Origin of the sequence: Microbacterium sp. SLBN-154, assembly GCF_006715565.1 — a bacterium.
In the GTDB taxonomy this organism is placed as follows: Bacteria; Actinomycetota; Actinomycetes; order Actinomycetales; family Microbacteriaceae; genus Microbacterium.
Map to the genome: position 1 here is coordinate 2,888,123 of NZ_VFNL01000001.1, position 21,320 is coordinate 2,909,442.

At 69.9% G+C, this 21,320-nt stretch carries 27 protein-coding genes; 13 read left to right on the forward strand and 14 right to left on the reverse strand.

Features of this window, described 5'->3' with window-relative positions; translation table 11 throughout:
• The first annotated feature begins 24 nt into the window (after positions 1-24).
• On the forward strand, positions 25-555 hold the full coding sequence (locus FBY40_RS13960; RefSeq protein WP_141939391.1) for a hypothetical protein: 531 nt from the start codon (positions 25-27) through the stop codon (positions 553-555).
• Here FBY40_RS13960 and FBY40_RS13965 read toward each other — a convergent pair.
• The gene (locus FBY40_RS13965; protein ID WP_442922871.1) at positions 527-1,279 is read right to left on the reverse strand and encodes an NUDIX hydrolase; all 753 of its coding nucleotides are present in this window, start codon (positions 1,277-1,279) and stop codon (positions 527-529) included. The two genes, FBY40_RS13960 and FBY40_RS13965, sit on opposite strands and share 29 nt — an antisense overlap.
• A gap of 200 nt (positions 1,280-1,479) precedes the next feature.
• Between FBY40_RS13965 and FBY40_RS13970 the strand changes: the two genes are divergently transcribed.
• Entirely contained in the window at positions 1,480-2,487 is a 1,008-nt protein-coding gene (locus tag FBY40_RS13970; protein ID WP_141939392.1) for a lytic transglycosylase domain-containing protein, read from the forward strand.
• 18 nt (positions 2,488-2,505) lie between these two features.
• On the opposite strand, the gene FBY40_RS13975 is transcribed toward FBY40_RS13970, so the two are convergent.
• Positions 2,506-2,814 carry a hypothetical protein gene (locus FBY40_RS13975; RefSeq protein ID WP_141939393.1) on the reverse strand — a complete coding sequence of 103 codons (309 nt, stop codon included), beginning with the start codon at positions 2,812-2,814 and terminating at the stop codon, positions 2,506-2,508.
• An 86-nt stretch (positions 2,815-2,900) separates the two neighbouring features.
• Positions 2,901-3,713, reverse strand: coding sequence for a cation-transporting ATPase (locus tag FBY40_RS13980; RefSeq protein ID WP_141939394.1), 813 nt, complete (start codon positions 3,711-3,713; stop codon positions 2,901-2,903).
• A gap of 223 nt (positions 3,714-3,936) precedes the next feature.
• Between FBY40_RS13980 and FBY40_RS13985 the strand changes: the two genes are divergently transcribed.
• From FBY40_RS13985 to FBY40_RS13995, 3 genes are read left to right on the forward strand one after another with little or no spacing between them, the layout of a single operon-like run.
• Positions 3,937-5,727 (forward strand): TIGR03767 family metallophosphoesterase, encoded by a 1,791-nt coding sequence (locus FBY40_RS13985; RefSeq protein ID WP_141939395.1) that lies wholly within the window; start codon positions 3,937-3,939, stop codon positions 5,725-5,727.
• Positions 5,724-6,077 carry a hypothetical protein gene (locus tag FBY40_RS13990; protein WP_141939396.1) on the forward strand — a complete coding sequence of 118 codons (354 nt, stop codon included), beginning with the start codon at positions 5,724-5,726 and terminating at the stop codon, positions 6,075-6,077. The genes FBY40_RS13985 and FBY40_RS13990 overlap by 4 nt, the downstream gene beginning before the upstream one ends.
• Positions 6,074-6,646, forward strand: a complete 573-nt coding sequence (locus FBY40_RS13995) for a hypothetical protein (RefSeq protein WP_141939397.1) — start codon at positions 6,074-6,076, stop codon at positions 6,644-6,646. The genes FBY40_RS13990 and FBY40_RS13995 overlap by 4 nt, the downstream gene beginning before the upstream one ends.
• Here FBY40_RS13995 and FBY40_RS14000 read toward each other — a convergent pair whose 3' ends face one another.
• The 4 genes from FBY40_RS14000 to FBY40_RS14015 all read right to left on the reverse strand — a co-directional run bounded on the left by FBY40_RS14000 (position 6,647) and on the right by FBY40_RS14015 (position 10,810).
• Positions 6,647-8,356, reverse strand: a complete 1,710-nt coding sequence (locus FBY40_RS14000) for an ABC1 kinase family protein (RefSeq protein ID WP_141939398.1) — start codon at positions 8,354-8,356, stop codon at positions 6,647-6,649.
• 37 nt (positions 8,357-8,393) lie between these two features.
• A complete protein-coding gene (locus FBY40_RS14005) occupies positions 8,394-8,978 on the reverse strand; it encodes a PadR family transcriptional regulator (RefSeq protein WP_141939399.1) in 585 nt (194 codons plus the stop codon).
• Positions 8,979-9,104: 126 nt separating this feature from the next.
• A complete protein-coding gene (locus FBY40_RS14010) occupies positions 9,105-10,220 on the reverse strand; it encodes an NADH:flavin oxidoreductase/NADH oxidase (RefSeq protein WP_141939400.1) in 1,116 nt (371 codons plus the stop codon).
• A 74-nt stretch (positions 10,221-10,294) separates the two neighbouring features.
• The gene (locus FBY40_RS14015; protein WP_141939401.1) at positions 10,295-10,810 is read right to left on the reverse strand and encodes a glycine cleavage system protein R; all 516 of its coding nucleotides are present in this window, start codon (positions 10,808-10,810) and stop codon (positions 10,295-10,297) included.
• A gap of 55 nt (positions 10,811-10,865) precedes the next feature.
• Here FBY40_RS14015 and FBY40_RS14020 point away from each other — a divergent pair, with 55 nt between their 5' ends.
• The gene (locus FBY40_RS14020) at positions 10,866-11,261 is read left to right on the forward strand and encodes a hypothetical protein (RefSeq protein ID WP_141939402.1); all 396 of its coding nucleotides are present in this window, start codon (positions 10,866-10,868) and stop codon (positions 11,259-11,261) included.
• Between the two features lie 21 nt (positions 11,262-11,282).
• Positions 11,283-11,684 carry a glucose-6-phosphate dehydrogenase gene (locus FBY40_RS14025; RefSeq protein ID WP_141939403.1) on the forward strand — a complete coding sequence of 134 codons (402 nt, stop codon included), beginning with the start codon at positions 11,283-11,285 and terminating at the stop codon, positions 11,682-11,684.
• Position 11,685: 1 nt separating this feature from the next.
• Here the strand turns inward: FBY40_RS14025 and FBY40_RS14030 are convergent, their stop codons facing one another.
• From FBY40_RS14030 to speB, 4 genes are read right to left on the reverse strand one after another with little or no spacing between them, the layout of a single operon-like run.
• Entirely contained in the window at positions 11,686-12,315 is a 630-nt protein-coding gene (locus FBY40_RS14030; RefSeq protein ID WP_141939404.1) for a cyclase family protein, read from the reverse strand.
• A gap of 6 nt (positions 12,316-12,321) precedes the next feature.
• On the reverse strand, positions 12,322-13,698 hold the full coding sequence (locus FBY40_RS14035) for a cytosine permease (protein WP_141939405.1): 1,377 nt from the start codon (positions 13,696-13,698) through the stop codon (positions 12,322-12,324).
• A gap of 32 nt (positions 13,699-13,730) precedes the next feature.
• Positions 13,731-14,120: a nuclear transport factor 2 family protein gene (locus FBY40_RS14040; protein ID WP_141939406.1), complete on the reverse strand. Its 390-nt coding sequence runs from the start codon at positions 14,118-14,120 to the stop codon at positions 13,731-13,733.
• Entirely contained in the window at positions 14,117-15,082 is a 966-nt protein-coding gene (gene speB, locus FBY40_RS14045) for an agmatinase (protein WP_141939407.1), read from the reverse strand. The genes FBY40_RS14040 and speB overlap by 4 nt, the downstream gene beginning before the upstream one ends.
• Before the next feature lie 93 nt (positions 15,083-15,175).
• Between speB and FBY40_RS14050 the strand changes: the two genes are divergently transcribed.
• Complete coding sequence (locus tag FBY40_RS14050; RefSeq protein WP_124293894.1) at positions 15,176-15,760, forward strand: helix-turn-helix domain-containing protein; 585 nt, start codon at positions 15,176-15,178, stop codon at positions 15,758-15,760.
• A 1-nt stretch (position 15,761) separates the two neighbouring features.
• On the opposite strand, the gene FBY40_RS14055 is transcribed toward FBY40_RS14050, so the two are convergent.
• On the reverse strand, positions 15,762-16,973 hold the full coding sequence (locus FBY40_RS14055) for an NAD(P)/FAD-dependent oxidoreductase (protein ID WP_442922872.1): 1,212 nt from the start codon (positions 16,971-16,973) through the stop codon (positions 15,762-15,764).
• The gene (locus tag FBY40_RS14060) at positions 16,970-17,464 is read right to left on the reverse strand and encodes a pyridoxamine 5'-phosphate oxidase family protein (RefSeq protein ID WP_141939408.1); all 495 of its coding nucleotides are present in this window, start codon (positions 17,462-17,464) and stop codon (positions 16,970-16,972) included. Before FBY40_RS14060 ends, FBY40_RS14055 begins: the two co-directional genes overlap by 4 nt.
• Before the next feature lie 189 nt (positions 17,465-17,653).
• Between FBY40_RS14060 and msrB the strand changes: the two genes are divergently transcribed.
• The 5 genes from msrB to FBY40_RS14085 all read left to right on the forward strand — a co-directional run bounded on the left by msrB (position 17,654) and on the right by FBY40_RS14085 (position 20,613).
• Positions 17,654-18,121, forward strand: a complete 468-nt coding sequence (gene msrB / locus FBY40_RS14065) for a peptide-methionine (R)-S-oxide reductase MsrB (protein WP_141939409.1) — start codon at positions 17,654-17,656, stop codon at positions 18,119-18,121.
• Positions 18,118-18,678, forward strand: coding sequence for a peptide-methionine (S)-S-oxide reductase MsrA (msrA, locus tag FBY40_RS14070; protein ID WP_141939410.1), 561 nt, complete (start codon positions 18,118-18,120; stop codon positions 18,676-18,678). The genes msrB and msrA overlap by 4 nt, the downstream gene beginning before the upstream one ends.
• A gap of 93 nt (positions 18,679-18,771) precedes the next feature.
• On the forward strand, positions 18,772-18,984 hold the full coding sequence (locus FBY40_RS14075) for a DUF2945 domain-containing protein (RefSeq protein WP_141939411.1): 213 nt from the start codon (positions 18,772-18,774) through the stop codon (positions 18,982-18,984).
• A 139-nt stretch (positions 18,985-19,123) separates the two neighbouring features.
• Positions 19,124-19,327 carry a cold-shock protein gene (locus tag FBY40_RS14080; protein WP_124293899.1) on the forward strand — a complete coding sequence of 68 codons (204 nt, stop codon included), beginning with the start codon at positions 19,124-19,126 and terminating at the stop codon, positions 19,325-19,327.
• 179 nt (positions 19,328-19,506) lie between these two features.
• Positions 19,507-20,613, forward strand: a complete 1,107-nt coding sequence (locus FBY40_RS14085; RefSeq protein WP_141939412.1) for a fatty acid desaturase family protein — start codon at positions 19,507-19,509, stop codon at positions 20,611-20,613.
• 84 nt (positions 20,614-20,697) lie between these two features.
• Here the strand turns inward: FBY40_RS14085 and FBY40_RS14090 are convergent, their stop codons facing one another.
• The gene (locus FBY40_RS14090) at positions 20,698-21,213 is read right to left on the reverse strand and encodes a GNAT family N-acetyltransferase (RefSeq protein ID WP_235014921.1); all 516 of its coding nucleotides are present in this window, start codon (positions 21,211-21,213) and stop codon (positions 20,698-20,700) included.
• Between the last annotated feature and the right edge of the window lie 107 nt (positions 21,214-21,320).

Sequence of the window (21,320 nt, forward strand, 5' to 3'; positions counted from 1 at the left end):
CGCGGGAAGAGGGGGGATGCCGCAATGGGAGCGCTTCACGAAAGGGCGACGGCGAACGCGCACCGCGAAGGTCGGGCGACGTCACGCGTCGGCCGGGGTCTGGGTGCCGGGGGCATCGCACTCGCTCTCGCCGCTGCGCTGTCGGGCTGCGGGATCGTCGAACGGATCGTCGCGGACGGTGAGACGCCCACCCCCACGCCCACCGCCCCGATCGCGCCGACACCGACCGGACCGGATCCGGTCCTGGCGTGGGAGTGCGGGCAGATCAGCGCGCTGAGCGGCGTGGCGATCCGGACGAACTTCGAGTACCAGACGAATCGGATCGACGAGGTCGAGTACGTCTCGCGTCTGGCCGCGCTGCAGGACGCCTGGGTGTACATGCCGACCTACGACACCGAGATCACCCCGTTCATCTACGAGGTGCAGGTGCAGGCGGCCGCCGACCCGTCGGGGGCCAATCAGGGGTACATCGACGCGATCAACGCGGCGACCGCCGCCTGCCAGGAGGCAGGCTCGCTCGCGGTGGTCACCCCGCTGCCGGAGATGGGCGGCTAGCCTCTTCCGGCAGCACGAGAGGGAGCTCGCGCGAGGCGTCCCACGGCCGGGTCCAGCCGACGCTGTCGAACAGACCGTCCAGCAGCATGCCGGTGAAGCCCCAGACGAGGTGCTCGCGCACGCCGTCGCGCACGAGGAAACCCGGTCCGCGCCATTCGCGGCCATCGCGTCGGATGACCGTCACCCCGCGATTGGCCGGGTCGAGGAGATCGGCGACCGGCGCGCGGAAGACATCGGCGGACTCGGCCTCGTCGACGACCCCCACCGGAGTGGGGCGACGCCACCACGCGATCACGGGGGTGACCCGGTGCCGGGAGTACTCCAGCGGAATCGCGCCGAGCGTGCCGAGCACTTCGACCCCGTCGGGATCCAGTCCCGTCTCCTCCTGGGCCTCGCGGAGAGCCGCTGCGACGGGTCCGTCGTCTCCGTCATCCACCCGTCCCCCGGGAAAGGCGACCTGTCCGGGATGCGATCGGAGCGTCAGCGCCCGCGCCAAGAGCAGCACATCCAGGTCGCGGGAGACCGCCCCGACATCGGTCCCCGTCGCGCTGGGCTCGGCGTCGAGAACGCCGAAGAGGATCAGCACCGCCGCGTCTCGTGCGTCGGCGACATCGGGAAGGTTTGCCACACGGTCGCCGAGACCGCCGCGGGGGTCCGCCGCCGCTGCGCGGACGAGCTCTCGCAGCGCCTGTCGCGCGGCATCCGCCCGGAGAGCTGGGGTCACCCTGACAGCGTACGCGGCGCCCCGGCATCCGTTCCGCCGGCCGGCGATCAGGACTTTTCCTCACGCGCCAGCAGAACATCACATTCAGGTAACGTACGGGAAGCGTCCAGACTCAGGGACCAGACTCGGGGACTTGTGCCCCGCCCGGGCGCGTGCCGCGTCACCCGAAGACGCATCCCCCGACACGAAACCGGTACTTCATGCGCTCCACCACGACGACAACATCCGCCCGCCGCACCCGTCGCGCCGCTGACCGGCGCTCACGCCGCCGGCCCGCCCTCGTCGTCGCCGGCCTGAGCTTCTCGGTCCTCGCAGCCGTCGGAATCACCGCGACCGCACCCACGGCCGCGGCGTCGTCGACCACCGCCTTCGGCCCGGTCACGCTCGCCTCGTACACGACGGCGTCGACCTCGCCTCTCGCTGCGAGCACGGCGACCGACGCGACCGAGGGCGAGACCGCCGATGTCGACGCGACGGCGACTGACGCGGCCGGCGAGGCCCTGGCCGCTGCCGACACGGTCGAAGCCGACATCCTGGCGGCAGCGCTCGACATCGGCGAGGCCGACCCGACCGTCGACACCGCTGAGCTCGAAGCGGCGCTCGCGCGGCTGCAGGCAGCCGACGTCCTTCCCGCGGCGTTCCTGCCCGACCTCGCCGACGACGTGACCGACGCGGTGGCGGAGGTCGACGAGCGGGTCGCCCAGCTGCGGGGCAGCCTTGACGGAGCGCTGGCGAAGAAAGCCGAGGAAGAGGCCGCCGAGAAGGCACGCCTCGAGGCCGAGGCCGCGGCTGCAGCGGCGGCCGAGGCGGCCGCTCAGGCCCGGAGCACCTCGAGCCCCAGCGGGAGCAGCGGTGGTGGCGGCGGCTTCATCCCCACCGGCGGCAGCACCGGTGGCGACAACAGCCCCGCCGGCGCTCAGGCGACCGCTCGCGCGATGCTCGGCAACTACGGCTGGGGCGATGACCAGTTCTCGTGCCTGGTGTCGCTGTGGAACAAGGAGTCGGGCTGGAACTACCAGGCCTACAACGCCTCGAGCGGTGCGTTCGGCATCCCCCAGGCGCTCCCCGGCAACAAGATGGCCTCGGCCGGCGCCGACTGGCAGACCAACGCCGCCACGCAGATCTCGTGGGGCCTCGGCTACATCTCCGGGCGCTACGGCACTCCCTGCGGCGCATGGAACCACTCGCAGTCCGTCGGCTGGTACTGACCTCAGAACCGGCGCGGCTCACTCGGCTGGCGGATCAACGAAAGGTTCGATCCGCCAGCCGACGCGTTCCAGGGCCATGGCGAGGCGGCGAGCATCCTCCCGCGCCGCAGCAGCCTCATCCGAACAGACGTCGACGGCGAACGGCGGCGGTTCGGCGAAGCGCGGCAGATCGACCATCGCCCACGACTTCGCGCTGACCCACACGCGGGGGTCGGCTGAGCCGGCATCCTGAACCTCACCGTCGGACACCAGTGCGATGACGGCGAGCGCGTCAGGCTTCGCGATGGGAAGGTTCACCACGAGCGAGACCACGTGCACGACCTCCATGGTCGCAGACCTCAGACCCACGAAGGCCGGAACCGGGTTCGGTGTCCGATGATCATGGATGCCCCGGCGCCGCCGGGACTCCCGCCTCACCGCCCGAAGAAGTCGCCGAGCGCGCCGAACTGGTCGCCGATGTTCGAGACCTGATCGCCGAATCCCGACACGACGTCCCCGGCACCTCCGACGAGGCCCTCCGTGCCTTCGGCGAAGCCCGAGACGTCGACGCCGTCCGCCAGGCCCGAGAGGTCGACACCGTCGGCGAGGGCGTCGAAGTCGACCCCGAAGCCCGCGGCCTGCTCGAGGAGCGGCGTCGCCACCGAGCTGACCACCGCGGCTCCCGCCACGGCGCCGAGGACTCCGATGGCCAGGCCGCCGGCGCCGACCATCGCCGCACCGCCTCCGACGCGGCCGAGAAGACCGCGCATCCGGCCAGGGCGCAGGGCCTCGGCGCGGCCCGCGGCGCGGGCGAGGTCTTCCGGAGCCGCCGACCGCGGTCTCTCCGCGGGCGGGAACTCCGTCCGCATGCGCGACTCGATCTGCTGGCGTTGCTGCGGAGTGAGTCGGGCGAACGCCTCGCGATGGATCTCCTCCACCTGGTGCGGGTCGGCGGTTCGCATCAGGTAGTCGTAGCGGGCGATCGCCGCCCGGTCGGTCTCACTCGGGCGACCGGAGGACATGCCACCCGCCGGTGGCGGCGTGGTCGAGGGACGACCCCGCGGCACGGACGAGGAGGGCGGGGCGACAGACCCGGCGCCCGCGGCAGGACGACCGTCGCCGCCGAGTGCGTCGGCGGCGCTTCGGACGATCCCCCGCCAATCCGAGGAGGAGGAACCCTGGGCGGAGCCGCCCTGGTTGTCCAGCGCCTTGGCGGCCATGCCGATCAGCTTGGAGAGCTTGCTCATGACGATCCCTTCTGAACGTCAAGGTCTCCTCCACCCTCACGGGCCGGTGGGCCGGAACGCCACGGGGCGTTCGTACTGACGGGTCCACCGCAATCGGGAGTACTCCCCTTGCCTCGCCCACGGTAGCGAGGCGGACCTATGGATTCGCTCGAAATGCCCGCGCGGTGGGGCGCCGTTCCTGGCATGATGGCGTCACCCGATCCGCCCTGACCGAAGGGGCACGATGCGCTCGCTCACGCGTCGACAGTTCCTCGCGCGCACCGCCGCGCTCGCCGCTGCGCTGTCCCTCGACCCCGACGATCTCGGCCGCCTCCTCGTCACCGCCCCGACGGCGACGAGCGGCACCACCGACATCCCCTCGACGCTCCTGCAGACGATCCTGTACGGACCGACTGTTCAGGGCAGCTACCGCCGGCTGGTCGCCGGGCCGGGGGAACCCTACCTCCCCCGCCTGGATGTGCTCGGGCGCGATCCCGACCCGTCCCGGACGTCGCGGCGACGGTCGTTGCTCTACCTCGGGCATCTCTCCGATCTCCACGTCATCGATGCCCAGTCGCCGGGCCGCATCGAGCCGATGATCGTCCAGGACCATTCGGCGTGGGGCTCGGCGTTCCACCCGCACGATCCACTGAGCCCCCACACCGTCGCGGCGATGGTGGGCGCGTTCCACGACGCGCGGTCCAGTCCGCTCACCGGAGCACCGATGGGTGCTGCCGTAGTGACGGGTGACAGCGCCGACATGCACTCGCACCTCGAGCTGCGCTGGTACATCGATCTGATGGACGGGCTGACCATCGACCCCGCCACCGCGGGACCGGTCTTCCAGGGCGTGCAGGCGTGGCCGGAGGCCACCTGGGCGTATCGCCCCGAGGATCCGACCGGCGGAGCCTTCGGCGACTACGGCTTCCCGGCACTCCCCGACATGCTCGAGCGGGCGATCGCCGGTGAGATCCGTTCGACCGGCCTCCCCGCGCCCTGGTATGCCGTGTACGGAAACCACGACACGCTCCTGCTCGGGACGTTCGAGCTGAGCCCCTCCCTGCATGCGCTCGCGGTCGGCGGGCAGAAGTCCTACACGCTGGAGGCGACGGCGTCGACGTTCCTCCGTGGCTGGGCCGCCAGCGGCAGCGCGGTCCAGCAGGGATGGGACGCCCTCAACCTCGCGTGGGGCCGCTCGGGCTTCCGCGCGGTCTCGGCGAACCCGGAACGCCGCATCTACGAGACCCGGGAATTCATGGCCGAGCACTTCACGACACAGCCCGAGCCGGGGCCGATCGGGCACGGGTTCACCCGTCGGAACCTCCAGACGGGTGAGACGTGGTGGCGCGCCGAACTGAGTCCGCATGTGCGTGCGCTGGGTCTGGACACCTGCAACGCCGTCGCGGGCCCCGACGGCGCCCTCCCCGACGTGCAGTTCCGGTGGCTCCGCACCGAGCTCGAGCGCGCCCAGCGGGAGCAGAAGCTCGTACTCATCCTCAGCCACCACAACAGCCTGACCATGGAGAACACCGCCCAGCGCCCGGGCGAGACCGAGATCCTGCGTCACGGGCCCGAGGTGGTCGATCTCATCCTGCAATTCCCCGTCGCCATCGCCTGGCTGAACGGGCACACGCATCTGAATCAGATCCTCGCCCACCGTTCGGGCGACCGGGGATTCTGGGAGATCACGACCGCCTCATGCATCGACTTCCCCCAGCAGCAGCAGGTCGTCGAGATCGTCGACAACCGGGATGGCACGCTGTCGCTGTTCACCACGGTGCTCGACCACGCCTCGCCGGTCTCACCGGGTGCGCCGGGCCGGACGGGTGATCTCGCCGCACGGGCCCGCGAGTTGTCCGCCAACGACTGGGCCGAGACCCCGATCATGCGTCGGGGATCTCCGCTCGACCGCAACACCGAGCTCCTCCTCCCCTCCCCGTTCGATCTGGAGATCATCACCGATGCCTCCCTGCAGGCGCAGCGGATGACGGAGCGGGCACGCATCCTCGCGCACGAACAGCGGAGCGCCTCATGAGGGGTCGTTCCGCCTGGGCGGCCGCGTTGGCGCTCACCGTCGCGCTCGCTGCCGCGGGCTGTTCGCAGATCGCCGCGATCGCGCCGGTCGGCGGTGACAGGCTGGCAGAGGTCCGGTATGCCGTGAACGACATCCTCATCGAGGAGGGGATCGACATCCTCGTCGCGCCGGTCTGCACGGTCGGAGCAGACGAGGTGACGGTGGCATGCGAGGGGTCGACCCGCGACGAGCGCGCGATCGACGCCGTCTCCGAAGCGGCATCATCCGATCAGATCGTCGTCCGCGTCGACGACGAGGTCGTCTACGAGGGCTCGCTCATGACCGTCCTCGAGAGGGGGTCGAGCGGATGAAGCGGTCGCGCACCCTTCCGCTCCTCGTCGCCGCCGCGGCGATCGTCGTCGGTGCCCTCCTCCAAGCCGCCACCGCCGTCCCGGGCCTCGGGCGCGTGGCCCCGGTGTGGTTCGTGCTGGCCGCCCTCGCCTCGCTCCTGGTCCTGTGGGGGCAGCTCAGCAGCCTCACCTGGGCGATCACGGCTCTCGATCGCGACGCCGCATCCGTCCGCGTGCTTCCGATCGCGGCCTGGTCGGGAATCACCCTGATCGTCGTCGGGGTTCTGCTCGTCGTCTTCCCGCCGGGCGCGGCGCTCGCGGGTCTCGCGGCGCTGTTCATCCTCCCCGGCGCGAGTGCCGGGATGGGGCGAGCCGTCGGCGGGGCGGGACGCACGATTCGCCGTCACCCCTGGCGATCGGTCCTCCTCGCGCTCGGCGCCGTCATCGCCCTCGTCACGCTCGCCATCGCGGCGGTCGCGTCAGGCCTGTTCCTGACCGGGTTCCTCGGCGGCGCGGCGATGTGGATCGCCTTCGGCACTGCGGCGGCGGTTCTGCTCGCCGCCGCGGCGCGCCTCCAGGCGGCTCGATGATCAGATGGGGCCGCGGGAACCGAGGACGCCCGCCAGGAGCGCATGGAGAAGCGGCGGCACCGCGGCGACGAGGAGGATCGTCCCGAACACCGGATCGTCGGGTCGGAGCAGGATTCCGCCGATGAGCAGGGCACCGAACAGCACCGCCGAGAGAAGGCGACGGCAGAGGCGCTCGAGCCGCGCGAGGCGACGATCGACCCGCGGCGCGTCGACCGCGAGGCGTCCCTCCTCCATACGGGTGGCGAGCTTGTCGATCCGGCGCGGGAGGCGCGCGACGAGCCCCACGGTGTCGACCGCCTGACGCGTGACGGCCTGCACGACGTTGCCCCGTTCCTCGCGCAGCAGGGTGGCGGCGTACGGCTCGACGGCCTCCCAGATGTTGAAGGCGGGGTCGAGCGCGCTGGACACACCGGAGGTCAGCGACATCGCCCGGATGACCAGGAGGAAGTTCTCCGGCAGCTGGAAGGGAAGCGCCCGAACGAGATCGCCGAACTCGATCGCGAAGTCACGGAATTCGCGGGGATCGACCTCGGCGAGCTCGGCGAACCCCATGCCGCCGAACCGCGCGAACAGCTGCGTCATGGCGCGCTCGAGCTCGGCGGTGTCGGCCGAGGGAAGCAGAACCCCGACCTCGCGGATGCTGTCGACCAGGCCCACGCCATCGCGCGCCGCGACGGCGATCACGAGACGCCGAAGCCCGGCGCGAAGCGAATCAGGGACCTGGCCCATCATCCCGAAATCGATGAAGGTGAGCGTCCAGCCTTCCGCCCCGTCCTCCTCCGCGGTACCGGGCTCTCTCGCCGAGGGGGTGACGAAGATGTTCCCCGGATGCGGGTCGGCGTGGAAGTAGCCGTTTCCGAACAGCTGCTGGAACATCACCGAGGCGAAGGCCAACGCGACGTCGGTGGGGTCGATCCCCGCGGCGACGAGTGCCTCTCGGTCATTGATCTTGATCGCCGTCACGTCCTGGAGCGTCAGTACGCGCCGGGTCGATCGCTCCCACACGACCGCGGGCGTCGCCACGCGGGGGTCGTCGGCGAAATCGCGCGCGAACCGCTCGCCGTTGACGCCCTCCTGCATGTAGTCGATCTCCTGCAGCGACGTCTCGGCGAACTCCTCGACGAGCTCGGGCATGTCCACCCGCCGCGAGACCAGCGACACCCTGCTGAGCCACACGCCGACTTTGCGCAGAGCGCGCAGGTCGACGTCGACGATCTGGTCGATGCCGGGGCGCTGGACCTTGACCACGACGTCGGTGAAGCCGGCGAGCTCGGCGTCAGCGGTCGACAGCCGCGCCCGGTGCGCCTGCCCGAGCGAGGCCGCGGCCACCGGCTGCGGGTCGACGAACGAGAAAGCCTGCTCGAGCGGTACGCCCAGCTCGCTCTCGGCCAACGCACGGATCCGATCGAACGCGACCGGGGGCACTTCGTCCTGCAGGCCCTCCAGTTCCTTCGTGATCTCGGGCGGCAGGATGTCGAGCCGGGACGAGAGGAACTGCCCCACCTTGATCATGAGACCGCCGAGGTCCACGGCGAGCGCGTGGAAGCGCTGCGCGATCCGCCGCATCCGCCGCGCGCGCCCGCGCGCCACGAGAGCGGTCAGTCCGAACCTCGGAAGGAACAGCTCCCACCACCACGTCTGCAGCATGACGCGCAGCGCGAAGCGGGTGATGCGGCGGTAGCGGGCGCGCATCCGTCGGGCGTCGGTCATCGATTCTCCTGGACGCCGACGCACGAGTGGCGTCGAATCAGCTCTGGGCGAGGATGGAGTAGAGCCTACGGCGCGCGTCCTCGAGGACGGCGACAGCCTCTTCCACCTGAGCCGACGAGCCGGAGCGGGCCACCTGTGCCGCGGCCTGTGCCAGGTCGAGACCAGCCTTGGGGAGAGCGGTCATGCGCGGCGACTCGCGGTGCGACGCTCCGCCGGACTCCCAGGGCGCTCCGCGTTCGGCAGCGGCCTCGGCCTCGGCGATTCCGCCCTCGGTCAGGCTGTAGGTCTTGCGCCCATCCGCTTCCTTGGCCTCGATCAGGCCTTCGTCAGCGAGGAGCTGGAGCGTGGGGTAGACCGAGCCGGCGCTGGGCTTCCAGCTGCCGCCGCTGCGCTCCTCGATGAGCTGGATGATCTGGTAGCCGTGCATGGGGCGCTCCAGCAGAAGAGTGAGGACGGCCGTGCGCACGTCACCTCGGTTCATCCGCGGCGCGGACCCGCTGCCGACGCCCTTCTCGAAGGCGGAGCGCAGCTGGTCCATGGCCTCCGCGATGTTCGACATCGGCCATCCCGACGCCGACCCGCCGCGCCCCGAGAATGCTTCGCCGAAGAATGAGTTGCTCATGATGACCTCCTCCGCTCCGTCGCGGTCGCGACGCCGAGCGATACCTAACGATATGTCGTTACGCATCGTTGAGGGCGAAAGTGGAGGGAATTCGCAGGCGCGGAGCGCCGCCGGACATCGCCGGGGTCAGACCGATGTGCGTGCGTCCCGGCGCGCGAGGATCTCCGCCCGCTCGTACTGCGGGGCGAGCGACCACTCCTCCCCCAGGTGGCGCGCGGCGGTCACGGGCCAGAGGGGGTCGAGGAGGAACTCCCGCGCGAGCGCGACCAGGTCGGCGTCGCCGGCATCGAGGATCTCCTCGGCCTGTTCGGGGTCGCGGATCAGACCCACGGCCGCCGTCAGCACGTGAGCCTCCTGTCGGATGCGGCGGGAGAACGGCACCTGATACCCCGGTCCGACGGGGATCTGCGCGTCGGCGACGTTGCCGCCGGTGGAGACGTGCACGACGTCCACGCCGCGCTCGCGGAGCAGGCCGGCGAGCCGCACGCTGTCATCCGCCGTCCAGCCGGCCGGTTCCACCCAGTCGGTGGCCGAGATCCTCACGAAGATCGGCGTCCGGTCGCCGACCGCCTGCCGTACCGCATCGGTCACCTGCTCGAGAATCCGCACGCGGTTCTCGAAAGAGCCGCCGTAGTCGTCGGTGCGGGTGTTCGACACGGGCGAGAGGAACTCGTGCAGCAGATACCCGTGGGCGGCATGGATCTCGATGACGTCGTAACCGGCTTCCCGCGCGCGTCGCGCGGCGGTCGCGAACTGCCCGATGACCTCGTCGATCCCCGCACGGTCCAGCGCCGTCGGCACCTGCTTGTCGGGCGCGAACGCCACGGCGCTCGGGGCGACCGGCTGCCAGTCGGCGGCAGGCTCGTCGCTTCCGAACGGGCCGTCGAACGGACGCGGTGAACTCGCCTTCCGCCCGGCGTGGGCGAGTTGGATCCCGGCGGCCACGCCGTTGTCGCGGAAGAACCGCGTGAGCCGGCGGTGCGCGGCCACCTGCGTGTCGTTCCAGATGCCCAGGTCGTAGGCCGAGATGCGGCCCTCGGCGCTGACCGCGGTCGCTTCGACGATGATGAGGCCGGGGCGCCCGAGCGACCGCGAACCGTAGTGCTGGACGTGCCAGTCGTTCGGCGCGCCGACGTCGGGCCCGTCGGGGTCGGCCGAGTACTGGCACATGGGCGCCATCACGATCCGGTTGGCCAGGGTGATGCCGCGCACGGTGAGCGGACGGAAAAGGGGGGATGTCACGGGCGTACCTCCATTGATCGCAACGCCGCCGGCGCGGCAGGGAATTCCCGCCGGGGAAGGGAGTGGTGGTGCGCTCAGTCGCGCGCGGCGACGTCGACCTGGAGCTCGGCGGCGATCCGCTCGAGGTCGGCGATGACCGCGGCGACCTCGACGGAGGGCGGTACGACGGCCGAAACGGTCGCCTCGAACAGGCGCCCGCCGGCCATCGCCGCATCGCGGGTCTCGGTCCGCATCCGGTCGATGCTCACGCCATGGGATCCGAGGGCTGCGGAGATCTCGTGGACGATCCCGGGGTGATCATTGCCGAGCACGGTGAAAGACAGGCGGCGCGACGACGTGTCGCCGGGCGCACCGCTTCCCTCCCCCGGCACGCTCACCGTGATCAGCCCGGGAACGGCGTCGAGAGCGGCCCGCAGGGCGTCGAGGCGCTCTTCGGGCGCCGACACCTGAATCACGCCGGCGAAGGCCCCGGCGAGCTCGGCCAGCTCGCTGTGCTCCCAGTTGCCTCCGTGGGCGTCGATCACCTCGGCCACCGCGGCCACGAGGCCTGCGCGATCGGTTCCGACGAGGGTGAGCACGAGGATCGCCATGGATTCAGCGTACGACTCCGCGCCACGCGGCGCCCGAGGCTGGTTGACTGGAATCATGTCCGCCCCATCCGACGCGCCGGCCGACGAGCCTGCCGTGGCCACCCTCGTGGCCGCCGACGCGGTCGACAAGCTCGCGGCCCTCGCGATCATCGCGCGCGCGACAGGCAGCACCGTGGTCGGCGGCGGCACCGCGCGCCCTCGCATCCCCCTCCGCGACGGCGTCTGGATCGAGATCGAGATCCCCAAGTTCGGCGAGCCCCCACCGCTCGCGATCGATGTGCACGCGACCGAGGGACCGGCCGCCGCCAGGAGCGAGGCGATCGCGTTGCGCGGAATTCTCCGAAGCGTCACCGAATGGTCGGTGATCGCAGCGTTCCCCGAAAGCGACCCGACCCCCGCGACGCCTACGATGAACAGCGCGGCGTCGGCGTCGAACACCGACAGCCGATGACACCTCCGGGTGCCCACCGAGATGAGAGTCGCATCCTCAGCGGACTGGCGAGACGCCCTCCCGTTCGACACCCCCGTCCCCGCGGCTGATGTCGCTCCCGGCGATCCGGCACGCTGCTCGGGGTGCCCGGCCGAGGTGTCGGCGTGGGAACGCACCGCACTCTTCGCGGTCAAGCACCGTCATCCGAATCATCACTCGGGGTTCGTCCGCTTCTATTGCGCCGCGCACGTCCCGGCCGCGGCGCCGCCGCCGTCGGCCGCCCCCGCACCGATCCGCAAAACGCGAGCCCCCCACGCCCCGCGAGAGCGGGCGACGCCGCAACGCAGGGTGGTGGAGGACAAGCCGCGGCCGGTGTGCCCGGACTGCTTCATCGAGGTGTCGGCGACCGGGATCTGCGGCATGTGCGGCGAGCGGATCGCCTGACTCAGGTGAAGGCGACCGCGCGCACCGGCGCGCCGTCGCCGCAGATCCTCAGCGGGAAGAACCCCACCCGCACCCTGTCGGGCAGCGTCGCCACCCCGCGGACGTTCTCGACGATGAGGTGATCGGAGCCGAGGACGACGTCGTGGACGGGGAAGGCCGCCCCGCCCGTCGGGTCGGGGCTCAGGGTGTCGACGGCGATGACATGCACGCCGCGGTCGATGAGCATGCGCGCGGCAGCGGGATCGAGAGCCGGATGCCGCAGCCGCCGCCGATCATCGGTGAAGAAGGCGTCCCAACCGGTGCTGATCAGGGCGATGGACGGCAGCGTCTCGGGCAGCGCCCCCTGCGGATCGAGGTCGCGCCAGCCGTAGGTCTCGCCCTCGCCGACCCGAACACGGAGCACGATCGCGTCGCCCACGAGCTCGTCGAGACCGACCGACGCCATCGTCCGGCCGCCCGGGACGGTGTGCGAGGGGGCGTCGACGTGCGTCCCCGTGTGGGAACCCATCGTCAGCCGAGCGACATCGACCCCGTCCGCCGCAATGGTCAGCCCGGCCTGGACGTGCACCTCGGGATCACCCGGGTACACCGGCATCCCGTCGGAGACGACATGGCTGAGATCGTGGATCACGGCGCCTCAGTCCGCGCGACTCGCGGCGAGGTGGCGTTCCGCCGCGAACGGCCCCCTGCGACGGGTGGGAAGCGAGACCAGCAGGTAGAGCAGGAAGGTGACCCCGAACGCCGGCACGGTCGCCCCGAACGGCAGCGGCCAGACGTAGGCCCACACGTAGGCGAGCACCGCGCCGACTGCCCAGGCTGCCACGGCCAGGAGGTTCACACCCCCGGTGTACCAGAACCGGCCGCCGGTGGACCGGAGGATGTCGTCGTCGTAGTCACCCCGCTTGATGAGGTAGTAGTCGACGATCATGATCGCGAAGATGGGGGCGAACAGCGCACTGATCGTCACGAGGAACGTGGTGAACTGATCCAGCAGCCCGAAGAACGTCGCGCCGATGATCGAGATGACACCCAGGACGAGAGCGGCGGGGAGGAACCGCACCCGCGACCCCGGTACGGCGTTGACCACCGTGGTCACCATCCCGTAGACCACCATCGTGTTCGTCGCCATGACGGAGAGGAAGATGGCCACCGCGAACAGGGCGCCGAAGGGCTCCACGATGGTTGCGGGATCGAACGGGATCGCCTCACCGCCGCTGAGGACCACATATCCGATCGCCGTCGCTCCGAGCGACATCGCGATCACGGTCGAGAGGGTGTAGCCCACGCCCGAGCCGATGACACCGGCGCGGGTCGAGCGCGCGAAGCGGTTGAAGTCGGCCGAGAGCACCGTCCACGAGATGGCGGTCGCCAGCACCACGTCGAACACGAGACCGGGCGTGTAGAACGGCACCTCGGGAGCCGGGATGGCGGCGAACTCCGCCGGGCTGAAGGTCGCGAACGAGACGGCGAAGATGTAGACCGCGATGGCGAGGATGACCGCCGCGAACCACGGCTCCACCCGCGCCACCCCCGCATGACCGAAGATCGCGAGGATGACGACGATCGTCTGACAGATCACGGCGAAGAGCACGGGGCTCGAGAACCCCGTCACCGCTGCGACGATGTAATTCAGGGCGAGCCCGGCGAGCATGGCCTGCACCCAGCTCCACCCCATGAGGATCACGACGTTGGCGGCGACCGGGAGAAGGCTGCCGCGTGTGCCGAAGGGGCCCCGCGTGAGGGCCATCGTCGGGAGGCCCGTGCGGGTTCCGATCGCACCCACCGTCACGAGCACAGCGGCGCCGAAAATCGTTCCCCCGACGATCAGGCCGATGACCGTGCCGAAGCCGACCTCGGGAACGAACAGCGTTCCTGTGAGCAGGGTGGTCACGACGAGGTTGGCAGCGAGCCAGATCATCAGGATGCGACCGAGCGAATAGTCCCCGCGGACGGCCCCGGCGTCATCGGACTGGGACTGCAGGCGGCGATCGAGGCGGGTGTAGAGCGACATCATCGGGCTCCTTGGGAGAGGGGAGAGGGAGGGTCTCAGCTGAGAGGCGAGAGGTGTTCGTGGACGGCGACGAGCTGTGCGTCCTCGACGGCGAAGACGATGGTTTCGCGCTCGCGGAAGGAGTCCTCACCGTCTTCGGTCGCCACCGTGGTGTCCACGGTGTGGGTGAAGACGGCGAACCCCGGGTGGAGCTGCACGAGCGGATCGGACGAGACGCACGATACGACGCGCCATCCCTCGCCGATCCACGAGTCCCAGAGCCGCTCGTAGGCGGCGCGGTCGTCGAGTCGACACGGCTCGGTGTGGAAGAGGAAGGTCGCCGAGGGCGCGAACAGGGAGAAGTACCGCCAGCCGTCGGTGGCGGCGTAGGCGTCGACGATCCCGGCCGCCGCCTGGATCACCTCGTCGTGCGTCGGGGTCCTCATGCGTTCGCCCCCTTCGGAGCCATGGCGCTCAACAGCTCGTAGACGGTGTGGCTGGCCGCGACCGCGGTGATCTGCGCGTGGTCGTATGCCGGAGCGACCTCGACGACGTCGGCACCGACGATCGGCAGATCGCTGAGACTGCGGATGATGGTGAGAAGCTCACGGCTGGTGAGCCCTCCGGCCTCGGGGGTGCCGGTACCGGGGGCGTGGGCGGGGTCGAGGACGTCGATGTCGATCGACAGATAGACCGGCGCACCCGCGACGCGGGTGCGGATCCGCTCGATCGCACGCGCGACGCCGTCGCGCTCGATCTCGTCGGTCGTCACGATGGCGAAACCGAGTCGCTCGTCGTCGCTGAGGTCGCTCTTGTCGTACAGCGGACCCCGGATGCCGACGTGCATGCTGGCGGTGAGATCGATCAGCCCCTCCTCCGACGCCCGCCGGAACGGTGTGCCGTGGGTGGTCGGCGCGCCGAAGTAGGTGTCCCAGGTGTCGAGGTGCGCATCGAAGTGAATGACGGCGACCGGGCCGTGGCGCTCGCTGACCGTGCGCAGCAGCGGCAGGGCGATCGTGTGGTCACCGCCGATCGTGACCAGGCGCGTCGCCCGCTCGCCGAGCTTCCTCGCGGCGGCGGCGATTTCGGCCACCGCTGCATCGATGTCGAACGGGTTGGCGGCGATGTCGCCAGCGTCGGCGACCTGCTGGGCTCCGAAGGGGAAGACGTCCTGGGCGGGGTTGTACGGACGCAGCAGTCGAGAGGCCTCGCGCACATGCGCCGGCCCGAAGCGCGCGCCCGGCCGGTAGCTGACCCCGCTGTCGAAGGGCACGCCCACGACCGCGACGTCCGCGCGCCCGACCTCGTCCAGCGTCGGCAGGCGCGCGAAGGTCGCGATGCCGGCGAATCGAGGGACGACGCTCGCATCCACCGGGCCGCGCGGTGTCGGAGAGGATGAGGGTTGCATATTAGTAAACCTTTGGTACGCTGGGCGCAACTGCTGCGCTGCACGCTACGCCCGTGCACGCCCGGCGTCAAGAGCGACGCGGAAGGAGGCGCGGTGAGGGCGATCCATCCCGCGGCCGAAGAGAAGGTGGCCCCCATCGGCGCCAAGCTGCGCGCCGCTCGCACTGCGCAGGGCATGTCGCTCGCGCAGGTGGCCACGACCACCGGCCTGTCGAAGGGATTCCTCAGCCGCGTCGAGCGGGACGAGACCTCACCGAGCGTGTCGACGCTCGTGCAGCTGTGCCAGGTGCTGTCCCTGCCGATGGGTGCACTGTTCGCCGAGCCCGAAGTGCAGCGCGTGACCTGGGACGATGCTCCCCGCGTCAATCTCGGTGGCGTCCACGTCGACGATCGACTCCTTTCGCCACGTTCCGAACAGCGGGTGCAGCTGCTGCGCTCGGAGCTCGCCGCCGACGCCCACGGGGGCCGCGAGCTCTACACGATCAATTGCGACGTCGAGGTGGTCCACGTCGTCACGGGCCGGATGACCGTGCGGTTCGCCGATCGAACGGTCTCGCTCTCGCCGGGCGACGCCCTGACCTTCCCGGGCCGCGAACCGCACACATGGGAGGTCGACGGCGGCGCCCCCGCGGTCGTCCTCTGGGTCATCGTACCGGCCCCCTGGAGCGGCTCCGCCTGAGTCAGAGCCGGCCCGGCAGGATGGCGTGCCAGTACAGCCAGGGCAGGATGCGGCGGTCGAAGATCCACGACAGCCGGTTCTCGCGGTACATCGACCGCCAGAACGGGATCGTCGGCTTGAGCTCCCCGCGATCGTCGAACTCCGCGAAGACGACCGTCGAGCGGGAGACGGTGAACGGGCAGACCGAGTACCCGTCGTAGCGTGCCGTCGGCCGACGCCCGGCGATCACGGCGGCGAGGTTCTTCGCCAGCACGTAGCTCTGCTTGCGCAGGGCCCCGCCCGACTTCGAATTCGTCGTGTCCGCGGCATCCCCCAGACTCCAGACGCTCGGCCATCGGGGATGCCGGAGGGTCTCGGCGTCGACGGCGACGAATCCGCCGGGGTCGGATGCCGCGGAGAGCGGCGTCGCCTTGAGCCAATCGGGGGCCGACTGGGACGGTTCGACCGACAGCACGTCGTAGTCGATCCTCTCCCGCGTCCCGTGCGATTCAAGCGTGACGTGACGCTCGTCGCCGTCGACGATCGCCAGCTCGGTCGAATAGCGCACCTCGATGCCGTACCGGGCGACCACCCGCTCCAGCTCGGCGTCGATCTCGGGGATCCCGAACATCGTCGGAGTGGGAAGGACGAGGATGACGCGGATGTCGTCGAGCACGCCGATCCGACGCCAGTAGTCGCACGCCTGATACATCGGCTTCTGCCCTGCCCCCGCGCAGGAGGCGGGGCCGGGCGGCTGGACGAAGACCGCGGTGCCGCGCCGGAGGTCGCGCAGAGCCACGCTCGCCTTCCCCGCCAGATCGGGCTCGTAGTTCGACACCACGTGCGGCGTGGTCAGCGCCGCAGACAACCCCGGCACTCGCGTCCAGTCGTGCTGTACGCCGGCGCTCACGATGAGGTGGTCGTATCCGATGACGTCGCCGCCGCCGAGGGTCACGGTCGAGCGTTCCGGATCGATGTCGCTCGCAGCATCCTGGATCCAGGTGACCCCGCGCGGGGTCACCTCGCCCTGAGGGCGCATCGTCTCTTGAAGCCGCGCCGTTCCGCCCGCGACGTGCGAGAGAAGCGGCTTGTAGACGTGCTCGCTGCGGGGCTCGATGACGGCGATGTCGGAGACCCCGCGCCGGACGAGGCGACCGGCGACCGAGAGCCCGCCGTTGCCGCCGCCGATCACCACGACCCGGTGCCGGCGGGTCACCGTGGCGATGGGTGTCACAGGTCGAACTTCTCGTTCTCACCCTCGAGGCGCTCGCCGGTCACCTTGTGCTTGACGAAGGCGAGAAGCGTCGCGACCCGGCCGCCGGGGCTGTCCCAGTACTCCCCTCCCTCGGCGTCGAACCGGAGGAGGACGATCTCGGGATCCTCGGGACCGTTCGGGAACCAGGCCTCGACGCCTGGGTTCCAGAGCTCCCGCAGCTTCGCGTCGTCGGTCACCACCTCGGCGCGACCCGACAGCGACAGCCAGGCGTCGTTCGAGCTGAAGGACACCCCGACGCGGGGGTCGGCCTGGACGTGCTGCACGGCAGACGCGTGACGCGCGATCACGAACCACAGATCGCCGTCGAATTCCGCCTCCTGCACGGTCAGGGGGTGCGCCTGGAGCGAGCCGTCCGCCGCGCGCGTGGTCACCATGGCGAAGCGGAACTTCTTCAGCAGCTCGCGGAGCTTGGCCTGCTCGTCGTGCCCTGGGGTGGCCGTCTCGTTCATCACGTCCCTTTCGTCGAGGTGTGCGTCCATTCCATCCCGCGGGCACGAGGGGCCGCCCCCCGTTGACAAGCGGCCGCCACCCTGCCAGCGGAGCCGGATTCGCAGGCGGCTCCCAGCTTCGCGGGACCAAATCCGGCCTGCCGACGGTTCTTCCCTGTGACGCGGCAGCCAGCCGCGTGAGGAGGAACCGTGACGAACGAGTACCGCAAGACCCCCGAGGCGATCAGCGCCCTGACCGACCTGCAGTATCAGGTCACCCAGCGCGACGGCACCGAGCCGCCGTTCCGGAACGCCCACTGGAACAACCACGAGCCCGGAATCTATGTCGACGTGGTGTCGGGAGAGCCGCTGTTCTCCTCCACCGACAAGTTCGACAGCAGGACCGGGTGGCCGAGCTTCACGCGCCCCATCGACCCCGAGGCGGTGACGACGAAGACGGACTGGAAGATGATCCTGCCGCGCACCGAGGTGCGGTCGGCGATCGCTGACAGCCACCTCGGGCACGTCTTCCGAGACGGACCGCGGGATGCCGGTGGGCTTCGTTACTGCATGAATTCGGCCGCGCTGCGCTTCGTGCCTGCATCGGATCTGCAGGCCCAGGGGTACGGCGCATACCGCAGACTGTTCGAGAACACCCAGAAGGAGAACGCCTCATGACCAGTGGACCCACCGACACCGGAGCGATCACCCGCCTCCCCGGCACCGAGACCGCCGTCCTCGCGGGCGGATGCTTCTGGGGCATGGAGGATCTGATCCGCAGGCAGCCCGGAGTCCTGCAGACCCGCGTCGGCTACACCGGCGGAAGCAACGATCACGCCACCTACCGAAACCACCCCGGTCACGCCGAGGCGGTGGAGATCGTCTTCGATCCGTCCCAGACGACGTACCGCGACATCCTGGCGTTCTTCTTCCAGATCCACGACCCGTCGACGCTGAACCGTCAGGGCAACGACATCGGCACCAGCTACCGTTCGGCGATCTTCCCGCTGACCCCGGTGCAGGAGCAGACCGCGCGCGACACCATCGCCGACGTCGACGCCTCGGGCCTCTGGCCCGGCAAGGCCGTCACGACGATCGAGCAGGCAGGCCCCTTCTGGGAGGCCGAGCCCGAGCACCAGGACTACCTGCTGCGCATCCCGAACGGCTACACCTGCCACTTCCCGCGCGCCGGGTGGGTCCTCCCCCGCCGCTCGGAGGCGACGTCGACGGTCTGATCCGCCGCTCTTCGCAGGTTTCGCCCCCGCGGTCAAGGGCTTCGTCCCCCGCCGCGGGGGCGCGACCATTTCTCGGGAGAGAAGGAGGATGTCGTGACCAAGGACCTCAAGAAGGGCGATCGCGTCAGCTGGAGCACGTCGCGGGGGCGCACCCAGGGCAAGGTGGTGGAGCGCCGGACGAAGGACTTCCAGTTCGCCGGCCAGAAGTTCACCGCCAGTGACGACGAGCCGGCGTACATCGTCGAATCGGAGAAGAGCGGCGACAAAGCCGCACACAAGGGCTCCGCGCTGCGAAAGCTCTCCTGATCCGCACCTGTTGCCGTGCTACGGTTGACGGGCTTCACGCGGGTCTGTTACCGGGCCGCGCTGAACACGTCCGCTCCGCACTTGTGGGAGCGGCACACCCGGTCGCCTTCGCGGCCCGAAAAGAAAAAGGAAAGACACGATGGCCACTGGCACCGTGAAATGGTTCAACTCCGAGAAGGGCTACGGGTTCATCGCACCCGACGACGGCTCGGCCGATCTCTTCGCGCACTTCAGCGCGATCACCGGTGAGGGCTTCAAGGAGCTCCACGAAGCGCAGAAAGTCGAATTCGACGCCGAGCGTGGCCCCAAGGGCATGCAGGCTGCGAACATCCGCGCACTCTGATCTTCATCCCGTCAGCCGGCGGGGGTGACCGAAAGGTCTCCCCGCCGGCTGACGGCTTTCTGGGAACTCGGGCGTATACCGCTTCGTGGATACGAGGGTACGTACGCTGAAGGAAGCGATCGGCGTCCGCCTTTGGCTCCTCAGGCCGAAGTGGTCGCGATCGAAACCGAGGTAACCCCATCTCTTCAACCGTCCTCGAGCCCCGCCTCGGACCTGTTCGTCAGACCTATGCCGGCACGGCGGAGTTCCCGCCCATGGCCCGCGCTTACACCGATGTGGCGCAGATCGTCCGTGAGACCGGTCTCCTTGCCCGAGCACGCTGGTTCTACGCGCTCGTCGGCGCAGCGATCGCCGTCGGCTTCGGCGCCTGCATCGCCGGCTTCATCCTGCTCGGCGACAGCTGGTTCCAGCTCCTCATCGCCGCAGCTCTGGGCATCCTGTTCACCCAGGTGGCCTTCCTGGCGCACGAGGCGGCGCACCGTCAGATCCTCAGCTCGGGGCCCGCGAACGACCGCCTTGCGCTGATCCTCGGCAACGGCGTCGTGGGCATGAGCGTCTCGTGGTGGGCCAGCAAGCACACCCGACACCACGCCAACCCCAACCGGGTCGGCAAGGATCCCGACATCGAGATCGACACGATCTCGTTCATCGATGAGGATGCGGCGACGGCCCGGGGCCTGCGCCGGGCGATCACCCATCGACAGGGATACCTGTTCTTCCCGCTTCTGACCCTCGAGGGGCTCAATCTCCACGCCCTCGCGTTCCGTCACCTGTTCAGCCGACAGCCCGTGAAGGGTCGGTTCACCGAGCTCGCCCTGCTGTTCCTCCGCTTCGGCGTCGTGCTCATCCCCGTCTTCCTCGTCCTTCCCCTGGGTATGGCCTTCGCCTTCCTGGGCGTGCAGCTGGCCGTGTTCGGCGTGTACATGGGAGCCTCCTTCGCCCCCAACCACAAGGGCATGCCGGTCATCGCGAAGGACGCCAAGCTCGACTTCTTCTCCAAGCAGGTGCGCACTTCGCGCAACGTCAGCGGCGGATGGTGGGCGACGGTGCTCATGGGCGGCTTGAACTACCAGGTGGAGCATCACCTCTTCCCGAACATGCCTCGCCCGCATCTGGCCAAGGCCCGCGAGATCGTCCGCGACCACTGCGAGACGCTGAACGTGCCGTATACCGAGACCACGCTGTGGCGCTCCTACGCCATCGTGATCGCGTACCTGAACCGCGTGGGGCTCGCGGCTCGCGACCCCTTCGACTGCCCGATGACGGGAACATACCGCCGCGTCTGACACAGGCGCGCGAAGCGGCGGGTGCGGTGCAGGACATGCCGCATCCGCCGCTTTCGTCTGGGGTGTCGGCGACGATCCCCGCGGTTACGCCCGCCCGGGAGGCACGTGCGCGAGGGCGCGCAGGGCGTCACCGCTGAGACGCTGGGTGGTCCATTCCTCCATCGGCAGGGCGCCGATCGCCCGGTAGAACCCGATCGAGGGTTCGTTCCAGTCGAGCACCGTCCACTCGAACCGCGCGTACCCGCGTTCGACGCACTCGCCCGCGAGCGCCTGCATGAGCGCGCGACCGTAGCCGCGGCCCCGGGCGACGTCGTGCACCCAGAGATCCTCGAGCCAGATGCCGTGCGTTCCGGTCCAGGTGGAGTAGGTGAGGAACCAGATTGCGATGCCGAAGATCGCCCCGTCGCGTTCGACGACGTGGGCGAATACGCGCGGCTCGGCTCCGAACAGCGAGTCGGTCAGGGCTTCGACCGTGTTCGCCACCGCGTCGGGCTCTCGCTCGTAGGCCGCGAGGGCGGTGATGGCGTCGAGGATGCCCGGCTCATCTCCGGGCTGAGCGCGGCGCAGGATGGCACCGTCGGGAAGTGTGTGCGAGGTCACCGGTTGAGCGTACTGTCTTGAAGTGAGCGGCGGCCGGTAGCGCATGCGGATTGCGAAGATAAATACGACACTACGTGCCTCTTTTCCATGCGCGATGTCGGACACCT

Excerpts from the sequence above, each read along its gene's own strand:
- FBY40_RS14060 (WP_141939408.1), bottom strand. The coding sequence starts at position 17,464 with ATGAACGAGACGGCCACCCCAGGGCACGACGAGCAGGCCAAGCTCCGC.
- FBY40_RS14080 (WP_124293899.1), top strand. The coding sequence starts at position 19,124 with ATGGCCACTGGCACCGTGAAATGGTTCAACTCCGAGAAGGGCTACGGG.
- FBY40_RS13990 (WP_141939396.1), top strand. The coding sequence starts at position 5,724 with ATGAGGGGTCGTTCCGCCTGGGCGGCCGCGTTGGCGCTCACCGTCGCG.
- FBY40_RS14005 (WP_141939399.1), bottom strand. The coding sequence starts at position 8,978 with ATGAGCAACTCATTCTTCGGCGAAGCATTCTCGGGGCGCGGCGGGTCG.
- speB (WP_141939407.1), bottom strand. The coding sequence starts at position 15,082 with ATGCAACCCTCATCCTCTCCGACACCGCGCGGCCCGGTGGATGCGAGC.
- FBY40_RS13960 (WP_141939391.1), top strand. The coding sequence starts at position 25 with ATGGGAGCGCTTCACGAAAGGGCGACGGCGAACGCGCACCGCGAAGGT.
- FBY40_RS13975 (WP_141939393.1), bottom strand. The coding sequence starts at position 2,814 with ATGGAGGTCGTGCACGTGGTCTCGCTCGTGGTGAACCTTCCCATCGCG.
- FBY40_RS14020 (WP_141939402.1), top strand. The coding sequence starts at position 10,866 with ATGTCCGCCCCATCCGACGCGCCGGCCGACGAGCCTGCCGTGGCCACC.
- FBY40_RS14000 (WP_141939398.1), bottom strand. The coding sequence starts at position 8,356 with ATGACCGACGCCCGACGGATGCGCGCCCGCTACCGCCGCATCACCCGC.
- FBY40_RS14025 (WP_141939403.1), top strand. The coding sequence starts at position 11,283 with ATGAGAGTCGCATCCTCAGCGGACTGGCGAGACGCCCTCCCGTTCGAC.
- FBY40_RS14035 (WP_141939405.1), bottom strand. The coding sequence starts at position 13,698 with ATGATGTCGCTCTACACCCGCCTCGATCGCCGCCTGCAGTCCCAGTCC.
- FBY40_RS13985 (WP_141939395.1), top strand. The coding sequence starts at position 3,937 with ATGCGCTCGCTCACGCGTCGACAGTTCCTCGCGCGCACCGCCGCGCTC.
- FBY40_RS13995 (WP_141939397.1), top strand. The coding sequence starts at position 6,074 with ATGAAGCGGTCGCGCACCCTTCCGCTCCTCGTCGCCGCCGCGGCGATC.
- FBY40_RS14015 (WP_141939401.1), bottom strand. The coding sequence starts at position 10,810 with ATGGCGATCCTCGTGCTCACCCTCGTCGGAACCGATCGCGCAGGCCTC.
- FBY40_RS14040 (WP_141939406.1), bottom strand. The coding sequence starts at position 14,120 with ATGAGGACCCCGACGCACGACGAGGTGATCCAGGCGGCGGCCGGGATC.
- FBY40_RS13980 (WP_141939394.1), bottom strand. The coding sequence starts at position 3,713 with ATGAGCAAGCTCTCCAAGCTGATCGGCATGGCCGCCAAGGCGCTGGAC.
- FBY40_RS13970 (WP_141939392.1), top strand. The coding sequence starts at position 1,480 with ATGCGCTCCACCACGACGACAACATCCGCCCGCCGCACCCGTCGCGCC.
- msrA (WP_141939410.1), top strand. The coding sequence starts at position 18,118 with ATGACCAGTGGACCCACCGACACCGGAGCGATCACCCGCCTCCCCGGC.